The following is a 17938-nucleotide window of genomic DNA, read 5'->3' on the forward strand; positions in this document are numbered from 1 at the left end:
GTCGCCGGGGTGTTCTCGCTGGCCGACGCCGCCCGGCTGGTCGCGGCGCGCGCCTCGCTGATGCAGGCGCTCCCGGCGGGCGGCGCGATGATCGCCGTCCGCGCGACCGAGGACGACGTCACCCCGTACGTCACCGACCGGCTGTCGATCGCCGCGGTCAACGGCCCGGAGTCGGTCGTCGTCTCCGGCGACGAGCACGCCGTCCGCGAGGTCGCCGCCCGGTTCACCGCCGACGGGCACCGGGCCACCGCGCTGCGCGTGTCCCACGCCTTCCACTCGGCGCTGATGGACCCGATGCTCGACGAGTTCGCGGCCGTCGCCGCCGGGCTCACCTACGCCGAGCCGTCGGTCCCGGTCGTGTCGAACGTGACCGGTGCGCTCGCCGGTCCGGGGGAGCTGTGCGACCCCGGGTACTGGGTGCGGCACGTCCGGGAGGCCGTCCGCTTCGCCGACGGCGTCACAGCCCTGGAGGGCGCGGGCGTCGGCACGTTCCTCGAGCTCGGACCGGACGGCGTCCTGTCCGCGCTGGTCCGCGGCCAGGCCGCCGACGGCGCCACCGTCGTCCCGCTGCTGCGCACGGACCGCCCCGAGCCGGAGGCGGCGCTCGCCGCGCTGGCCCGGCTGCACACCGCGGGCACGCCCGTCGACTGGCCGGCGCTCCTCGCGGGCGGCCGCCGGGTGGAGCTGCCCACGTACGCGTTCCAGCGGGAGCGGTACTGGCCCACCGGGCCGCTCGGCGGCGGCGCCGACCTGCGGTCGGCCGGGCTCGGCACGGCCGGGCACCCGCTGCTCGGCGCCGCCGTCGGCCTGGCCGCCGACGACGGGTGCCTGTTCACCGGGCGGATGTCGCTGCGGACCCACCCGTGGCTGGCCGACCACACCGTGGCCGGCCGGGCCGTCGTGCCCGGCACCGCGCTGCTGGAGATGGCCGTCCGCGCCGGGGACGAGGCCGGCTGCGACCGGGTCGACGAGCTCACCCTCGGCGCCCCGCTGGTCCTGCCCGCCTCCGGGTCGGTGCAGGTCCAGGTCGCCGTCACGGCACCGGACGACGACGGGCACCGCACCGTCGGCATCTGGTCGCGTAGCGACGGCGCCTGGACACAGCACGCCACCGGCGCGCTGAGCAGCACCGGCACCCCGGCCCCCGACGCGGCGACGGCCGAGTGGCCGCCCGCCGGGGCCGAGCCGGTCGACGTCGAGGGCTGCTACGACGCGTTCGCCGGCGCCGGGTTCGGCTACGGCCCGGTGTTCCGCGGCCTGCGCGCGGCGTGGCGCCGCGGCGAGGAGCTGTTCGCCGAGGTCGCCCTGCCCGACGGGGCGGCCGAGACCGCCGACGCGTTCGGCCTGCACCCGGCCCTGCTCGACGCCGCCCTGCACACCTCCCTGCTCGCCGGGCTCGGCGACGGCGGGGCGGCGGCCCTGCCCTTCTCCTGGCAGGGCGTGACGCTGCACGCCTCCGGCGCCACGGCGCTGCGCGTCCGGCTCGCCCCGGCCGGCGCCGACGCGGTGTCGGTGCGGGCGACCGACCCGGCCGGGACACCGGTCGTCACCGTCGAGTCGCTGCTGACCCGCGCCGTCACCGGCGACGCGGCCGTCCCCGGCGTGGGCGACGCCCTGTTCGGCGTCACCTGGCAGCCCGTCGCGGCCACCGGGGCGCCCCGGACGGTCGCGGTGCTCGGCGACGACCCCCTCGGTCTCGCCGGCCCGCTCGCCGACGCCGGCGTGACCGTCGGCACCGGCACCGGTCCCGCTGAACTCGCCGCGGGCCCTGACGTCCCCGATGTCGTCGTCCTCGGTGCCGGCGGCACCGGCGACCCCGTGGCCGGCACCCACCGGCACACCGCCGAGGTCCTGGAGACGCTGCAGGAGTGGCTCGGGCACGACGCGCTCGCCGGGTCCCGGCTGGTCGTCGTCACCCGGGGCGCACGCGACGGCAGCGACCTCGCGGCCGCCGCCGTCGCCGGGCTGGTCCGGTCGGCGCAGACCGAGAACCCCGGCACCGTCGGCCACGTCGACCTGGACGGGACCGGCACCGACGGGCAGGCCCTCGCCGCGGCGCTCGCCTCCGACGAGCCGCAGCTGGCGGTCTCCGGCGGGCAGGTACTCGCCGCCCGCCTCACCCGGCTGCCGGCCGGCGGCGACGCGGCCGTCTGGAACCCGGACGGCACCGTGCTGGTCACCGGCGGCACCGGCGGCCTCGGCGCGCGGCTCGCGCGCCACCTGGTCGACGTCCACGGCGTCCGGCACCTGGTCCTGGCGGGCCGGCGCGGACCGGACGCCCCCGGCAGCGCCGAGCTGGTCGACGACCTCACGGCGCGCGGCGCCGAGGTGTCCGTGCGTGCCTGCGACGTGTCCGACCCGGCCGCGGTCGCCGCGCTGGTCGCCGCCGCCGGGGCGGAGCGGCCGCTGACCGCGGTCGTCCACACCGCCGGTGTGCTCGACGACGGCGTGCTCGCCTCGCTCACCCCCGAGCGGCTCGGCACCGTGCTGGCGCCGAAGGCCGACGCGGCATGGCACCTGCACGAGGCGACCCGGGACCTGGACCTGGACGCGTTCGTCGCGTTCTCCTCGGTGGCGGGCGTGCTCGGCAGCGCCGGGCAGGCGAACTACGCCGCCGGCAACGCGTTCCTCGACGCCCTGATGGCACACCGCCGCGCCGCCGGCCTCCCCGGTGTCTCGCTGGCCTGGGGGCCGTGGGAGCAGGGCACCGGCATGACCGGCACCCTCGACGACGCCGAGGCGCAGCGGCTCGCCCGGTCCGGGATGCCGCCGCTGTCGGCGCAGGACGGCCTGGCGCTGTTCGACGCGGCCCTCGCCGTGAGCGGGACCGGTCACCCCCTCGTCGCGCCGGTGCGGCTGGACCTCGCGGCGCTGTCGGCGTCCGGTGAGGTGCCCGCGATCCTGCGCGGCCTGGTCCGGACCCGCACCCGCCGGGCCGCGGCCGGCGGCTCGGCGACCGTCGCGGGGCTGGTGGACCGGCTCGTCGCCCTCGGGCCCGACGAGCGCCGCCGCGAGCTGCTCGACCTGGTCCGCACCCGGATCGCACTGGTACTGGGGCACGCGAACCCGGCCGTGGTCGACGCGGAGGCACCGTTCCGGGACCTCGGGTTCGACTCGCTCACCGCGGTCGAGCTCCGGAACCGGCTGAGCACCGCCACCGGGCTGCGGCTCACCGCGACCCTGGTGTTCGACCACCCGACAGCCACCGCGCTGGCGGAGCACCTGCACGACGAGCTGTTCGGTGCCGACGGTGCCGACGGGGCCGTGCCGGCGTCCGTGGCGCCCGCCGCCGCGGTGGCCGACGACCCGGTCGTCGTCGTCGGGATGGCGTGCCGGTTCCCCGGCGGGGTGTCCTCGCCGGAGGACCTGTGGCAGCTCGTCGGGGACGGCGTCGACGCCGTCTCCGGGTTCCCCACGAACCGGAACTGGGACATCGGGTCGGTCTACGACCCGGACCCGGAGCACACCGGGACCTCCTACACCCGGCACGGCGGCTTCCTGCACGACGCCGGCGGGTTCGACGCCGGGTTCTTCGGGATGAGCCCCCGCGAGGCGCTGTCCACCGACTCGCAGCAGCGGCTGCTGCTGGAGACGAGCTGGGAGGCGGTGGAGCGGGCCGGGATCGACCCGACCAGCCTGCGCGGCAGTGCCACCGGTGTGTTCGCCGGCGTCATGTACAGCGACTACGGCTCGCTCCTGGGCGGCAAGGAGTTCGAGGGTTTCCAGGGCCAGGGCAGCGCCGGCAGCGTCGCCTCGGGCCGGGTGTCCTACACGTTCGGGCTGGAGGGCCCGGCCGTCACCGTGGACACGGCGTGCTCGTCGTCGCTGGTGGGCATGCACCTCGCCGCGCAGGCGCTGCGGGCGGGGGAGTGCTCGCTGGCCCTCGCCGGTGGCGTCACCGTGATGTCCACGCCGGGCACGTTCGTCGAGTTCTCCCGGCAGCGGGGCCTGTCCCCGGACGGCCGCTGCAAGGCGTTCTCGGAGTCCGCCGACGGCGTCGGCTGGTCCGAGGGCGTGGGCATGCTGGTGCTGGAGCGGCGGTCCGACGCGCTCCGCAACGGCCACGAGATCCTCGCCGTGCTGCGCGGGTCCGCGGTCAACCAGGACGGCGCCTCGAACGGGCTGACCGCGCCGAACGGGCCGTCGCAGCAGCGGGTGATCCGGCGGGCCCTGGCCAACGCCGGGCTGTCCGCCGGCGACGTGGACGTGGTCGAGGCGCACGGCACCGGCACCACCCTGGGCGACCCGATCGAGGCCCAGGCGTTGATCGCGACCTACGGCCGGGACCGCGATCCGGAGCGGCCGCTGCTGCTCGGGTCGGTGAAGTCGAACCTGGGGCACACGCAGGCCGCGGCCGGTGTGGCCGGTGTGATCAAGATGGTGCTGGCGATGCGGCACGGGGTGCTGCCGCGGACGTTGCACGTGGACGCGCCGTCGTCGCACGTGGACTGGTCCGACGGCACCGTCGCGCTGCTCACCGAACAGACCGTGTGGCCGGAGACCGGGCGTGCCCGCCGGGCGGGTGTGTCGTCGTTCGGCATCAGCGGGACCAACGCGCACGTCGTGCTGGAGCAGCCCGCCGCCGTCGCCGAGCCGGCGGAGCCGGCCGGGCCCGCGGCGCCCGAGCCCGGCCTCGTGCCGTGGGTGCTCTCCGGCCGCTCGCCGGAGGCAGTGCGCGCCCAGGCGGCGCGCCTGCGGGACGCGCTGGACGAGCGGCCCGGCCCGCGCCGGGTCGACGTCGCCCACGCGCTCGCGACCACCCGGTCCGCGTTCGCCCACCGCGCCGTCGTCCTGGCCGCGGACGGCACCGACCCGCTCGCGGCGCTCGACGCGCTCGCCTGCGGTCGCCCCGACCCGGCGGCGGTCACCGGCGAGAGCGACGGCGGCCGCACGGCCCTGCTGTTCTCCGGGCAGGGCTCGCAGCGGCCCGGCATGGGACGGGAGCTGTACGACCGGTTCCCGGTGTTCGCCGAGGCGTTCGACGCCGTCGTCGCCGCGCTGGACGCCGAGCTCGACCCCGCCGGCGGCGGCACACCGTCGCTGCGCGAGGTGATGTGGGCGTCCGGCGACGACCGGGAGTCCGGCCGCCTCGACGAGACCGGCTGGGCCCAGCCCGCGCTGTTCGCGATCGAGGTCGCGCTCCACCGGCTCGTCGAGTCGTGGGGGATCAGCGCGGACCTGCTGGCCGGGCACTCGATCGGTGAGATCGCCGCGGCGCACGTGACCGGGGTGTTCTCCCTGGCCGACGCCGCCCGGCTGGTCGCAGCGCGGGCCCGTCTGATGCAGGCCCTCCCGACCGGCGGGGCGATGATCGCGGTGCAGGCAGCAGCGGACGAGGTCACGCCGCTGCTCACCGGCGACGTCGCGGTCGCCGCGGTGAACGGACCGGCCTCGGTGGTCGTGTCCGGCGCCGAGGACGACGTGCTGGCCGTCGGGAGGAGCCTCGCCGGACAGGGCAGGCGCACCACCCGGCTGCAGGTCTCGCACGCGTTCCACTCGCCGCTGATGGACCCGATGCTGGCGGAGTTCCGCGCGGTCGCGGAGCAGCTGACCTACACCGAGCCGGTCGTTCCCGTGGTGTCGAACCTGACCGGTGCGCTCGCCGGTCCGGGGGAGCTGTGCGACCCGGAGTACTGGGTGCGCCACGTCCGGGAGGCCGTCCGGTTCGCCGACGGCGTCGCGACCCTCGACGCCGAGGGCGTCACCGCCTACCTGGAGATCGGGCCGGACGGTGTCCTGTCGGCACTGGCCGCGCAGACCGCCTCGGACGGCGCCGTCACCGTGCCGCTGCTGCGCCGCGACCGCGACGAGGAGACGACCGCCCTCACCGCGCGGGCGCAGCTGCACGCCGCCGGCCGCGCCGGCGGCTGGGACGACCTGTTCACCGGGACCCGGCCGGCCCGCGTCGACCTCCCGACGTACGCGTTCCAGCGGCAGTGGTTCTGGCCGGCGGCCCGGACCTCGGGCGGCGACGTCCGCGCGGCCGGGCTCGGCGCACCCGAGCACCCGCTGCTCGGCGCCGCCGTGGAGCTCGCGTCCGGACAGGGCGTGGTGCTCACCGGGCGGCTCTCCCGGAGCTCGCACCCGTGGCTGGCCGACCACACGGTCCTCGGCCAGGTGCTCGTCCCCGGGACCGCGCTGCTCGACATGGCGATCCGGGCCGGCGACGAGGTCGGCTGCGGCCGGGTCGAGGAGCTGACCCTGGCCGCCCCGCTGGCCCTTCCCGAGCAGGGTGCCCTGCAGGTGCAGGTCACCGTCGACGCCCCGGACGTCGGCGGGCACCGCGCGATCGGGATCCACTCCCGGCCCGAGGGCACGGGCGACGGCGCCTGGACCCGGCACGCGGCCGGTGCACTGGCCCCGGCCGGTCCCGCCGCACCGGCCGGGTTCGACGCGGCGGTGTGGCCGCCACAGGACGCCGTCGCGATCGACGCCGACGGCTGCTACGACACGTTCGCCGACGCCGGGTTCGCCTACGGCCCGGTGTTCCGCGGCCTGCGCGCGGCCTGGCGCCGCGGCGAGGAGCTGTTCGCCGAGGTCGAGCTCCCCGACGGTGCCGGTGGCACCGACGGGTTCGGCGTGCACCCGGCACTGCTCGACGCCGCGCTGCACGCGTCGCTGCTGACCGCGCTCGCCCCCGACGGCACCGGCGGGACGGGCGGCGGGGCGCTGCCCTTCTCCTGGTCCGGGGTGTCGCTGCTCGCCGGGGGAGCCGCGGTGCTGCGGGTCCGGCTCGCCCCTGCCGGGGACGGCGTGCTGTCGGTGCACGCGGTCGACGGGGCGGGCGCGCCGGTCGTGACCGTCGAGGGCCTGCACACCCGGCAGGTCGCCGCCGAGCAGCTGCGTGCCGCCCGCACCGGCCGCGACGCGCTGTTCGGTCTGGACTGGACGGTCGTCGGCGCGGCGGAGGAGGCCGCACCCGCGGTCGCCGTCGTCGGGGCCGACCCGTTCGGGCTGGCCGGGGCCGTGCCGGACGCCGTGCAGGCCGACGACCTGGCCGCGCTCGCCGCGGCCACGGACCCGGTGCCGGACGTGGTGCTGGTCCCGGTGGCGGCCGAGCCCGGCGTGACCGGACGGCCCGGCGAGGTGCGCGCCTGCACCACCCGGGTCCTGGAGCAGGTCCAGCAGTGGCTCACCACCGAGGAGTTCGCGGCGGCCCGGCTGGTGGTCGTCACCCGCGGCGCCGTCGCGGTCGACGACGGCGGCGTGCCCGACCTGGCGGCCGCCGCGGTCCGGGGCCTGGTCCGGTCGGCAGGGAACGAGAACCCCGGGGTCCTCGGCCTGCTCGACCTCGACCCGGACGCGACGGGCACCGACCCGGCGCAGCTGGCCGCGGCGCTCGCCGCGGTGTCCGAGGAGCCCGAACTGGCACTGCGCGACGGCGAGCTGCGCGCCCCGCGCCTGGCCCGGATCGACGCGGCTCCGGAGCAGGGGAGCGGCGACGGTGGCGACGACGACCGGGCCCCGGCCCTGCGGACCGACGGCACCGTGCTCGTCACCGGCGGGACCGGTGGGCTCGGCAGCCTGGTCGCCCGGCACCTCGTCGCGGAGCGGGGCGTGCGGGACCTGGTCCTCGCCGGCCGCCGCGGCCCGGACGCGGCCGGGGCGGCGGAGCTCGTCGCCGGTCTCGAGGCGCTCGGGGCCCGGGTGCGGGTGGTGGCCTGCGACGTCGCCGACGGCGACGCCGTCAGCGCACTGGTCGCCGAGGCCGGGCGGGAGCGCCCGCTCCGCGCGGTCGTGCACACCGCCGGCGTCCTCGACGACGGTGTGGTCGGCTCCCTCGACGCGGCCCGGCTCGACACCGTGCTGCGGCCCAAGGCCGACGCCGCGTGGCACCTGCACGAGGCGACCCGCGGCCTGGACCTCGACGCGTTCGTCCTGTTCTCCTCGGTCGCGGGCGTGCTCGGCGGTGCCGGGCAGGCCAACTACGCGGCGGGCAACGCCTACCTGGACGCGCTGGCGGCGAGCCGCCGCGCCGACGGGCTCCCCGGGCTGTCCCTGGCCTGGGGACCGTGGGAGCAGGGCAGCGGCATGACCGGCACCCTGGGCGAGGCCGAGGCGCAGCGCCTGGCCCGCTCCGGGATGCCGCCGCTGCCCGCCGGGCAGGGCCTCGAACTCTTCGACGCCCTGCTCGCGGCCGGCTCGACCGGCCGGGCGCTGGCCCTGCCGGTCCGGCTCGACCTGGCCGCGCTGCGGGCGCTCGGGGAGGTCCCGGCGCTGCTGCGGGGTCTGGTCAGGGCCCCGGCACGGCGGACCGCCACCGCGGGCGCCGCACCGGACGCCGACGCGCTGACCCGGCGGCTCACCGGGCTCGGCGCGGCCGAGCAGGACGAGATCCTGCTGGCCGTGGTCCGGGGCCAGGCGGCCGAGGTCCTCGGGCACACCGACGCCGCCGCGGTCGGGGTCCGGCAGCAGTTCCAGGAGCTGGGCTTCGACTCGCTCACCGCGGTCGAGTACCGGAACCGGCTCAACGTGGCCACCGGGCTGCGGCTGCCGGCCACCCTGCTGTTCGACTTCCCGACCCCGGCCGAGGTCGTGCGGCACCTGCGGAGCCGGCTCGTCGTCGACGAGCCCGTCGGCGCCGACGCCGTCCTCGCCGCGCTCGACGGCCTGGAGCGGGCGATCGCCGGCCTCAGCGTCGACGACGAGGGGGAGCACCGCCGGGTGGCGGGCCGGATCGAGGTGCTCCGGACCAAGTGGGCCGGGGCGCGCGCCGAGGACCGGCCGTCGGAGACCGGCGACGGCGTCGACGGCGGCGAGGGCGACACCCTCGCCGACGCGTCCGACGACGACATGTTCGCCCTGCTCAACGACGAGCTCGGGCTCGGCTGACGCCGTGGTCCCGGGGTGGGGCGGCCGGTCCCGGCCGCCCTGCCCCCGGGACCAGGACTAGGGATTCACCGGCCTGCCGGCCGGTTCACTGGGCGGGCCGTCCGGCAGCACGCCGGGCGCGTCCGCGAGGAGGGAACCCCATGACGACGACCGCCACCGAGGAGAGCCTCTGGGTCCGGTGCTTCCACCCGGCGCCGGAGCGACCCGTCCAGCTCGTGTGCTTCCCGCACGCGGGCGGCTCGGCCTCGTTCTACTTCCCGGTCTCCGCGCAGTTGCAGTCCGACGCCGAGGTGTTCGCGGTGCAGTACCCGGGCCGCCAGGACCGGCGCCGCGAGATCAGCCCCGGCGACCTCCACACGCTCGCCGACCAGGTCCACGCCGCACTGCGCGACTCCCTGCAGGACCGCCCCACGGTCTTCTTCGGACACAGCATGGGCGCGACACTGGCGTTCGAGGTCGCCCGCCGGCACGAGGCGGGCGGCGGCGAGATCGCCCACCTGTTCGCCTCCGGGCGGCGCGCCCCGTCCCGCGTCCGGGACGAGAACGTGCACCGGCTGACCGACGAGGGCATCGTCGAGGAGCTCACGCTGCTGGCGGGCACCGACACCGCGCTGCTCGGTGACGAGGAGATCCTCCGGATGATCCTCCCCGCGATCCGCAGCGACTACCAGGCGATCGAGACCTACCGCTGCGCGCCCGGGGCCACCGTCCGCGCGCCGCTGACCGTCCTCACCGGGGACAGCGACCCCAAGACCTCCCACGACGAGGCGGAGTCCTGGCGCGACCACACGACCGGACCGTTCGACCTGCACGTCCGCCCGGGCGGGCACTTCTTCCTCGGCTCCGACGCCCCGGCGATCATCGCGATGCTCCGGAAGGTCCTCACCACCCTGGCATGACCCCGCCCACGCGACTCCCTGTCGCCGTCCCGCCGCGCTGCGTCCGGTGCCCGGTATGGGACAGAATCTCCTAGGCTCAAGATCGTCGAGCCGGGTCCGCCCGGCCGGCCCGGTCGCTCGTGGAGGTAGCCCAGGATGTCCGACGCCACCGATCTCCGCGAGCGCCTGGTGGGCCGCGGGACCGAGTCGGACCGGCTGGCGTCGGCCGGCACCGGGGCCGCCGCCGGCACGCACACCGCACGGCTGCTCGTCGGCCCGCCCGGGATCGGCAAGTCGGCCCTGCTGGACGCGTTCTGCGCGGGCGTCCCGGCGGGCGTGCGGACCGCGCGCGCCCGGGGCCGGGAACGGACGTCGGACATCTCGTTCGCGGTGGTCCGCGACCTCTTCCGTGACCTCGTGCCCGGTGACGCCACCGAGGACCCGGACCTGTTCGAGGGCGGCGCCCGGTGGAGCGTCTCCGCGCTCGACGAGGGCTCCGCCGGCGCCGAGCCGGACAACCTCTACCCGGTGCTGCACGGCCTCTACTGGCTGACCGCGAACCTCACCGCCCGGTCCCCGCTGGTCCTGGTCGTGGACGACCTGCAGTGGTGCGACGACGCGTCGCTGGCCTTCGTCGGGTTCCTGCTGCGGCGGTCGGTGGGCCTCCCGCTCGGGGTGGTGCTCGCCTCCCGCACCGACGGCGCGGGCGCGCTCCCGGAGCGGCTCGCCGAGGTCGGCGCCCAGGTCGGCGCCGCGCTGACGGAGGTGCGCCCGCTGGACCGGTCCGGCGTCGGCCGTCTCGCGGCGGCGCGCAGCGGAGGTGGCGCCGGCGGCGCCGGCGGCACGGTCCCCGAGCTGCCGCAGGCCCCGCTGCTCGACGCGCTGACCGAGGCGTCCGGCGGCAACCCGCTGCTGGTCGAGCAGCTCGTCGCCGAGCTCGGCCCGGCGACCGGCGAGGGCGCGACCGACCGGGTGCACCGGCTCGGCCGCGAGGTCATCGACAGCCTGGTCGAGCGGCACGTGTTCGACGCCCCGCCGCACGTCCGCGCCGTCGCGTCGGCGGTCGCGGTGGTGGGTGCCGAGCAGACGGCGGTGCTCGCCACGCTGTCGGGGGTGCCCGCCGGCTCGGTCGTCGACGCGGTCGGGACGCTGGCCCGGACGGAGGTGTTCGCCCCGGACCGCTCCGACTTCCGGCACGACCTGCTGCGCTCCGCGGTGCTGCGCGGGCTCCCCGGCGACGAGCTCGACGACCTGCGCCGGCGCGGGGCGCGGGTGCTCAGCGACGCGGGCCGCCCGGCCGAGGTGGTGGCCGCCGTCCTGCTCGTCCTGCCCGGCGCCGGCGAGCCCTGGATGATCGACGTCCTGCTGGAGGCGGCGGACGCGGCCGCGCACCGCGGCGCCCGCCCCGCCGTCGCCCGCTACCTGGAACCGGTGGTCGCGGCACGGCCCGGCGACATCGGCGTCCGCACCCGGCTGGCCGCGGCGCTGGGCCAGAACGAGCCGGAGCGGGCCGTCGCGCACCTGCGCGACGCGCTCGACCGGGCCGCCGACCTGCCGTCGCGTGCGCAGGTCGCGGTGCAGCTGGCCATGACGTCGCTGGCGGTGCAGCAGGCGCCCCGCGCGGTCCGGGTGCTGGAGGACGTCCTGGACACGATGGACCGCGAGCTCCCGTCCGACCCCGGCCCCGGGGCGACCGAGCTGCGCACGCACGTCGAGGCCGCGCTGCTGGTCGTCGGGCTCGACGAGAAGAAGACCGTGGCCGCGACGATCGACCGGATGGGCCGGATGGCCACGCCCGCCGGCCGCACCCCCGCCGAGCGCCAGAAGCTCGCGATGATGACGGTGACCAGGGCGATGGACGGCGAGGACGCGCCCGCCACCGTGGATCTCGCGCGCCGGGTGCTGCTCGTCGACGAGGCCACCCTCGGCGGCTGGGCGGTGCTGGCGTCGTCGCTGGTGCTGCGGCTGGCCGACGAGGTCGACGAGTCGACGGCGGTGCTCGACCGGCTCGTCGCGCAGAGCCGCGAGCAGGCATCGGCCTGGACCTACAGCCTCGCCGTGGGGACCCGCGCGACCAACCACGTCGTCGTCGGCGACCTGGCCGAGGGCGAGGCCGACGCCCGGACGGCGCTCGACATCGCCGAGCAGGAGGCCTGGCGGGGCAACACCGTGGTGCCGACGATCGCCCTCGCGAACGTGCGCCACCTGCAGGGCGACCCGGAGGCGGCGCTCACCCTGCTCGACGGCATCGTCCGGCCCCGGCTGGAGGACTTCGCCTGGGAGTACCACGACTACCTGATGGCCCGGGCGGGGGCGACCGCCGACACCGGCGACACCGACCGGGCGCTCGCGACCTACCGGCGCTGCGGCGACAGCCTGGAGGCGGCCGGCATCGCGAACCCCGTCCTGGCGCCGTGGTGGCTGCACGCCGCCGTGCTCCTCGCCGGCAGCGGCCGCGCGCACGAGGCGCACGGGATCGTCGAGCGCGGCGCCGACCGGGCCCGGCGCTGGGGCACCGCCCGCGGGCGGGGGCTCGCGCTCGTCGCCCGCGGCGTGGTCACGCCGGGCCGGGGCGGTACGGACCTGCTCGGAGAGGCGGTCGCGGTCCTGGAGGGATCGCCCGCCCGGACCGAGCTGATCCTCGCCCACCACCTCCTCGGCCGGGCGATGCTCGACGCCGAGTACCCCGAGGCCGCCCGCGAGGAGCTGCGGCAGGCGGCGACCCTGGCCGCGCGGTGCGGGGCCCTCCGGGCGGCGACGGCGGCCCGCGAGCTGCTCGTGCAGGCAGGCGGCCGGATGCGCCCACCCACCGGGTCCCCGCTGGACCCGCTGACCAGCGCCGAACGCCGGGTGGTCGCCCTCGCCGCCGAGGGCGCCCGCAACCGCGAGATCGCGGAGGCGCTGTTCGTCACCCTGCGCACCGTGGAGGTCCATCTCACCAGCGCGTTCCGCAAGCTCGGCGTCCCCGACCGGGCCGCACTGGCCGGGATCGTCGGCGCGGCACGGACCCGCCTCGGATGAACGAGCGCCTGCTCCGCGAGCGCGACGCCGAGTGCACCGCCCTCGACCGCGCCCTCGACGCGCTGGTGGCCGGGTCGTCGCCGTTCGTCACCGTCACCGGCGAGCCCGGCACGGGCCGGTCGGCGCTGCTGCGGCGGGCGTCCGGGCGCGCCACGGCCCGCGACGTGCGCGTGCTGACCGCACGGGCCGTCCCCGCGGAGAGCGGGTACCCGCTCGGGGTGGCGCACGGCCTGGTCGGTGGCCTGGACCCGGCGCCCGCGCTGCCCCGGTCCGGCCCGGTCGGCGCCGGGCTCCTGCACGAGTGGTGCCGCGCCGTCCTCGACGCCGCCCGCACCGGACCGGTACTGCTGGTCGTCGACGACCTGCACTGGGCCGACGACGAGTCCCGGCAGTGGCTGCAGATGCTGCTGCGGCGCCGGAGCGAGGCGCCGATCGGGCTGCTGGTCGCCCTCAACGGCACGCACGACGGCCTCGGCTGGGCCACCGCGCCCACCGCCCCGTCGGACGTCGTGCTGCGGACCGGTCCGCTGTCCGCCGACGCGGTCCGGGCCGTGGTCACCACCGAGTACGGGATGCTGCCCGACCGCGTGTTCGCCGTCCTCGCCCGCCGCACGACGGGCGGCAACCCGGCGGTGCTCGCGGCGACGCTGGCCCGGCTGGACCGCTCGGAGTCCCCGACCGCGGCCGCGGTGCCCGAACTGGTGCGGTGCGCCGCGACCGCCCGCCGCGACCACGTCGCCGGGGTGCTCGACGGCCTGCCCGCCGCGCTGGTCGACGCGCTGCGCGCCGCGGCGGTGTGCGGCACGGAGATGGCGCCGGTGCGGGAGCGGATCGGCGGGACGGGGCCGTCCACCGGGGGCGGGACGCGCGCCGCGCTGGCCGCCACCGGCCTGGTCCGCGGCACCGATCCCGAGCTGCCCGCCGACGGCACGGTCACCGACGCCGTCCTCGCCGGGATCGACCCCGAGCGGCGCCGCGCACTGTTCGCCTCCGCCGCCGGACTCGCCGCCCGGGCCGGTCTGCCCGAGGACCGCATCGCCCGCGCCCTGCTCGCCGCGCCCGCGCTCGGCGAGCCGTGGGCGGCGGAGCTGCTGCACCGGGTCGCCACCCGGCACCGGGCCGGGAACCGGCACGCCGACGCCGCCGACGTCGCCGAGCGCGCACTGCAGGAACCGGTACCGGAGCAGCTGCGCGGGGCGCTGATGGTGGAGCTGGCGCTGTCCCGTGCGCACAGCGCCCCCGGGACGGCGGCCCGGGTGCTCGCCCGGATCACCCTCGACACCGACCTGGCGGCGAGCACGCACGGGGCACGGGCGGTCGACCTGCTGCTGTCCGACGGCGAGGTCGGCGCGGCCCGGCGGGCGCTGAACATCGCCGTCCGGCGCTGCCCGGAGGACGCGCCGACCCGGGCGGACCTGCTGTCGTTGTCCCGGCTGACCGACGAGCTGGGTTTCGAGGAGCGCGCCGCGCTGCGCGGGCCGGTCGGTACCGCCGTCGCCGAGTCCGACGACGGCGGGCCCGTCGCCCGGGGCACCACGGCCTGGGCCCTCGTCCTGCGCTGCCAGGACCGGGACCGCGCCACCCGGCTCGCCCGCGCCGCCCTGGCCGGGCCGGTCGGCGCCGCCCCCGCGATGCCGCAGGTCATGGCGGCGCTCACCCTCGACGCCGCGGGCTGCCGCGGCGAGGCCGTCGACACGATGCACCACCTGCTGCTCGAGATCACCCGGGACCGGCCCGTGCCGCCCGCGGTGCTCGCCGTCTCCGCGCTCGTCGGGCTGCGGGCCGGCGACCTCGACGGAGCCCGGCGCGACCTGCGCGCGGCCGGCGACGCACCGGTCTCCTCGGACGGGGCCGATCCGCTCGCCGGTGCCGCCCGGGTGCTGCTGCACCTGGCGGAGTCCGACCACGCCGCGGCGGCCGCCGCCGCCTTCGCGCACCCGGTCGCCGGCCGGGAACGGCCCGGGTCCGCGCTGCTCGAGTACGCGCGCGGGCGGGTGCGGGCGGCCGAGGGACGCCACCGCGAGGCGATCGAGATGTTCATGGGGTGCGGGCGGCTGCTGCTGGACCGGGGCCGGGTCAACCCCGTGCTCGCGCAGTGGCGCTCCGCGGCGGCGACCTCGCTGCAGGCCTGCGGCACGCACGCGGCCGCCCGCCGGATGGCCGACGACGAGCACCGGCTCGCCGTCCGGTGGGGCGCGCCCGGCCCGATCGCGGTGGCCGAGGCCGCCCTGGCCGGCCTGGACGGGGACCCCACCGGCACCGGTGGACCCGAGCGGGACGGGGTGCGGCGTGCTGTACGACCGTGACCCCGAGCTGCGCAGCCTGCGCGACGCCGTCGCCGGCGCCGCCGACGGCCGCGGTGCCGCCCTCGTCGTCGGCGGCGGTGTCGGCACCGGTCGTACCGCCCTGCTCGACGCGGCGGCCGGTGCCGCGACCGGGACGGGCCTGACCGTCCTGCGGGCCGCGGCGGCGCTCGTCGAGCGCGACTTCGAGCACGGCGTCGCCCGGCAGCTCTTCGACCCGATGCTCGCCGCCGCCGGTCGTGGCACCCGCAGCCGGTGGCTGGCCGCGGGCGGCGGCGAGCTCCCCGCCGCGCTCGCCGCGGAGCCGGTCGACCCGCCGGCCCCGGAGGTCCGGCACGGCCGGGTGCGCGAGCTGCAGGAGCTGCTCGAGACCGTGAGCGCCGAGCGGCCGGTCCTGGTGCTGGTCGACGACCTGCAGTGGGCGGACACCGCGTCGTTGCGGTGGCTGAACCGGCTCGCCGCGCGCGTCCCGGAGCTGCCGGTCGCCCTCGTCGGCACCGTCCTGCACGGCGACCCGGGCGCGGGGCGGGCGCTGGTGCGCGGCCTGGCCGGGTCGGCCACGCCGTTGCGGACCCGCCCGCTGGGGGACGCCGCCGTCCGCGGGGTCGTCGCCGACCGCCTCGGCCGCGACGGCGAGCCGGAGTTCGTGCAGGCGTGCCGGGACGTCTCCGCGGGCACGCCGTCGGTGCTGCACGCCGTGCTCGACGACGTCGCCGCCACCGGCGGCGGCCCGCTCGCGGTGCACGCCGGCCGGGTGCGGGAGGCACTGCCCGCCGCCCTGCGCGAGCGGTTCGCCCGGTGCCTGCGGGCCCAGGACGACCCGGCCCGCCGGTACCTCGGCGCGCTCGCGGTGCTCGGGACCGACGCCGACCCGGCGATCGTGCAGCGCCTCGCCGACCTGGATCCCCACGGGCTCCGCACGGTGCAGGGACAGCTGGCCGAGCAGGGCCTGCTCAGCGAGGACCACACCGGGTTCGCGCACCCGCTCGTGCGGGAGGTCGCGACCGGACCGGCCGAGCGGGAGCGGCTGCACCTGCGCGCGGCGTGGCTGCTGCACGAGACGGGGCACCACGTCCGGGAGGTGGCCGTGCACCTGCTCGCGGTCGCCGCCCCGCTCGACGACTGGGCCGTCGAGGTCCTGCGGGCCGCCGCCCACCAGGCGACCACGGCGCACCGCCCGGACTCCGCCGACGACCACGACGGCGACCCGGCCGCGGTCCGCTACCTGCGCCGTGCGCTGCTCGACAGCGACGTCACCGGCCACGAGCGCGGTGTCCTGCTGGTCGAGCTGGCCGCGGCGGAGCGGTTCACCGAGCCCGGCACGGCGGTCCGGCACGTGTCGCAGGCGCTGCCGCTGCTGGCGTCGGCGCGGGACCGGGCGACCGCCCTCACCCTGATCGACCCGTCGACGGTCCGGGACGCCACGGACCCGGTCCGCGACGCCGTCCGCGCCGCCGACCGCGACGACCGCGACGTCGGCGGGACCGGTCCCGCCGGCGACGACGGGCGCGCGGTGACGGTGCGGATCCGCGCCCGCGCCCGGCGGCTGGACGAGCAGCGCCCCGAGGGACTGGCCCGCTCGTGCGCGCTGCTCCGCGAGGTGATCGACGCGCCGGACGAGCTCCTGAGCACCTCGGCCGGCCGCGAGCTGGTCGGCGTGCTGCTGCACGCCGCGGCGCTGTCCGGGCGGGTCCCGGCGGCCGACGTCGCCCACCTCGGCGAGCGCCTGCTGCGGATCACCCCGGCCCGCGAGGTCCGGCCACCGCACGGGGTACCGCCCGGCGACGGCCCGCGCGGCCTGCTGGTGCTCGCGCTGGTCGCCGCGGACCGGCCGCGGTCGCTGGGGACCTGGCTCGTGCCCGACCCGGCGTCGCCCGCGGCGGCCACGGCCGACGAGCTCGCGCTGGTGCTCCTCGCGCACGGGCGCCCCGCGGAGGCCGCCGCACTGCCCGGCGGCGTCCTGCGCGAGCGGGTGCCGCCCGCGTCGGCGGCGTTCCACGCCGCGCTGATCGCCGCGGCGATCGAGGCCCGGGTGCCTGCCCTCGGCCCGGAGCCCGCCGGGCGGCCGCCCGGCGGGGGCCTCGTCGCGCACGCCACCCACCAGCTCGTGCGCGCGGCGGGCGCGCTGCTGGGCGAGCAGCGGGACCTGGCGCTGGAGTGCTTCCTCGACTGCGGCCGCCACCTGGAGCACCTCGGCTGGTCCAACCCGGCGCTGTTCCCGTGGCGGAGCTGGGCGGCGCGGCTGCTGCGGCGGCGCGGCGAGACGACGGCGGCACTCGACTGGGCCGACGAGGAGCTCGCGCTGGCCCGGGCCTGGGGAGCGCCGGCCGCGCTCGGGCGTGCCCTGCGGGTACGGGGCTCGCTCGTCGGCGGGTCCGCGGGCGAGGCGCAGCTGCGCGAGGCCGTCGCCGTGCTCGGGGACTCCGCCGACACGGCCGGCCTGGGGCGCGCCGAGATCGCACTGGGGCGGCACCTCGCCGCGGCGGGGGACCCGGCGGGGGAGGACCTGCTGCGCCGGGGCCGCCGTCGCGTCGACGAGGCCGGGACCGGCGACGCCGGTGCGGCGGGGTCGGCGCAGGCCGTGGCACCGGCCGTCGAGATGCCGGTACGGACCGACGGCGCCGACGGCCCGACCGGCTCCGACGGCTCCGACGGCTCGGCCGCGGCGGCGTCCGCGGGCCCTGCCGACGTCCTCACCGATGCGGAGCGGCAGGTCGTGGACCGGGTGGTCGGCGGGGCCACCAACCAGATGATCGCCGAGGAGCTGGGCGTCAGCCGCCGGGCCGTGGAGAAGCGGTTGACGAGCGCCTACCGCAAGCTCGGGGTGAGCGGCCGCACCGCGCTGCCCGGCGCGGGCTGACGGCCTCCTCCGGTGCCGGGTGGTCCCGGCACCGGAGGAGGAGC

5 protein-coding genes (1 of these 5 only partly in view) are annotated in these 17938 nt (G+C 78.4%); all 5 read left to right on the top strand.

The annotated features are described in order from the left end of the window. Positions 1–8832, top strand: partial view of an SDR family NAD(P)-dependent oxidoreductase gene (locus AD017_RS25860; protein WP_369822005.1) — the end only. 19908 nt of this gene lie to the left of the window's left edge; the window shows 8832 of its 28740 coding nt (coding positions 19909–28740); the start codon falls outside the window, past its left edge; its stop codon occupies positions 8830–8832. Between the two features lie 140 nt (positions 8833–8972). After that, complete coding sequence (locus AD017_RS25865; RefSeq protein WP_060575843.1) at positions 8973–9731, top strand: thioesterase II family protein; 759 nt, start codon at positions 8973–8975, stop codon at positions 9729–9731. 135 nt (positions 9732–9866) lie between these two features. Continuing rightward, on the top strand, positions 9867–12731 hold the full coding sequence (locus AD017_RS25870; RefSeq protein ID WP_060575844.1) for a tetratricopeptide repeat protein: 2865 nt from the start codon (positions 9867–9869) through the stop codon (positions 12729–12731). After that, complete coding sequence (locus tag AD017_RS25875; protein WP_060575845.1) at positions 12728–15037, top strand: AAA family ATPase; 2310 nt, start codon at positions 12728–12730, stop codon at positions 15035–15037. The genes AD017_RS25870 and AD017_RS25875 overlap by 4 nt, the downstream gene beginning before the upstream one ends. Continuing rightward, positions 15021–17894, top strand: a complete 2874-nt coding sequence (locus tag AD017_RS25880) for an AAA family ATPase (protein WP_145982607.1) — start codon at positions 15021–15023, stop codon at positions 17892–17894. The genes AD017_RS25875 and AD017_RS25880 overlap by 17 nt, the downstream gene beginning before the upstream one ends. Positions 17895–17938: the final 44 nt, after the last annotated feature.

It is taken from the genome of Pseudonocardia sp. EC080619-01, from assembly GCF_001420995.1.
GTDB lineage: Bacteria > Actinomycetota > Actinomycetes > Mycobacteriales > Pseudonocardiaceae > Pseudonocardia.

What these genes read in the sequence shown, in the direction of transcription:
- AD017_RS25865 (WP_060575843.1), top strand. Translation starts at nt 8,973, where the DNA reads ATGACGACGACCGCCACCGAGGAGAGCCTCTGGGTCCGGTGCTTCCAC.
- AD017_RS25870 (WP_060575844.1), top strand. Translation starts at nt 9,867, where the DNA reads ATGTCCGACGCCACCGATCTCCGCGAGCGCCTGGTGGGCCGCGGGACC.
- AD017_RS25875 (WP_060575845.1), top strand. Translation starts at nt 12,728, where the DNA reads ATGAACGAGCGCCTGCTCCGCGAGCGCGACGCCGAGTGCACCGCCCTC.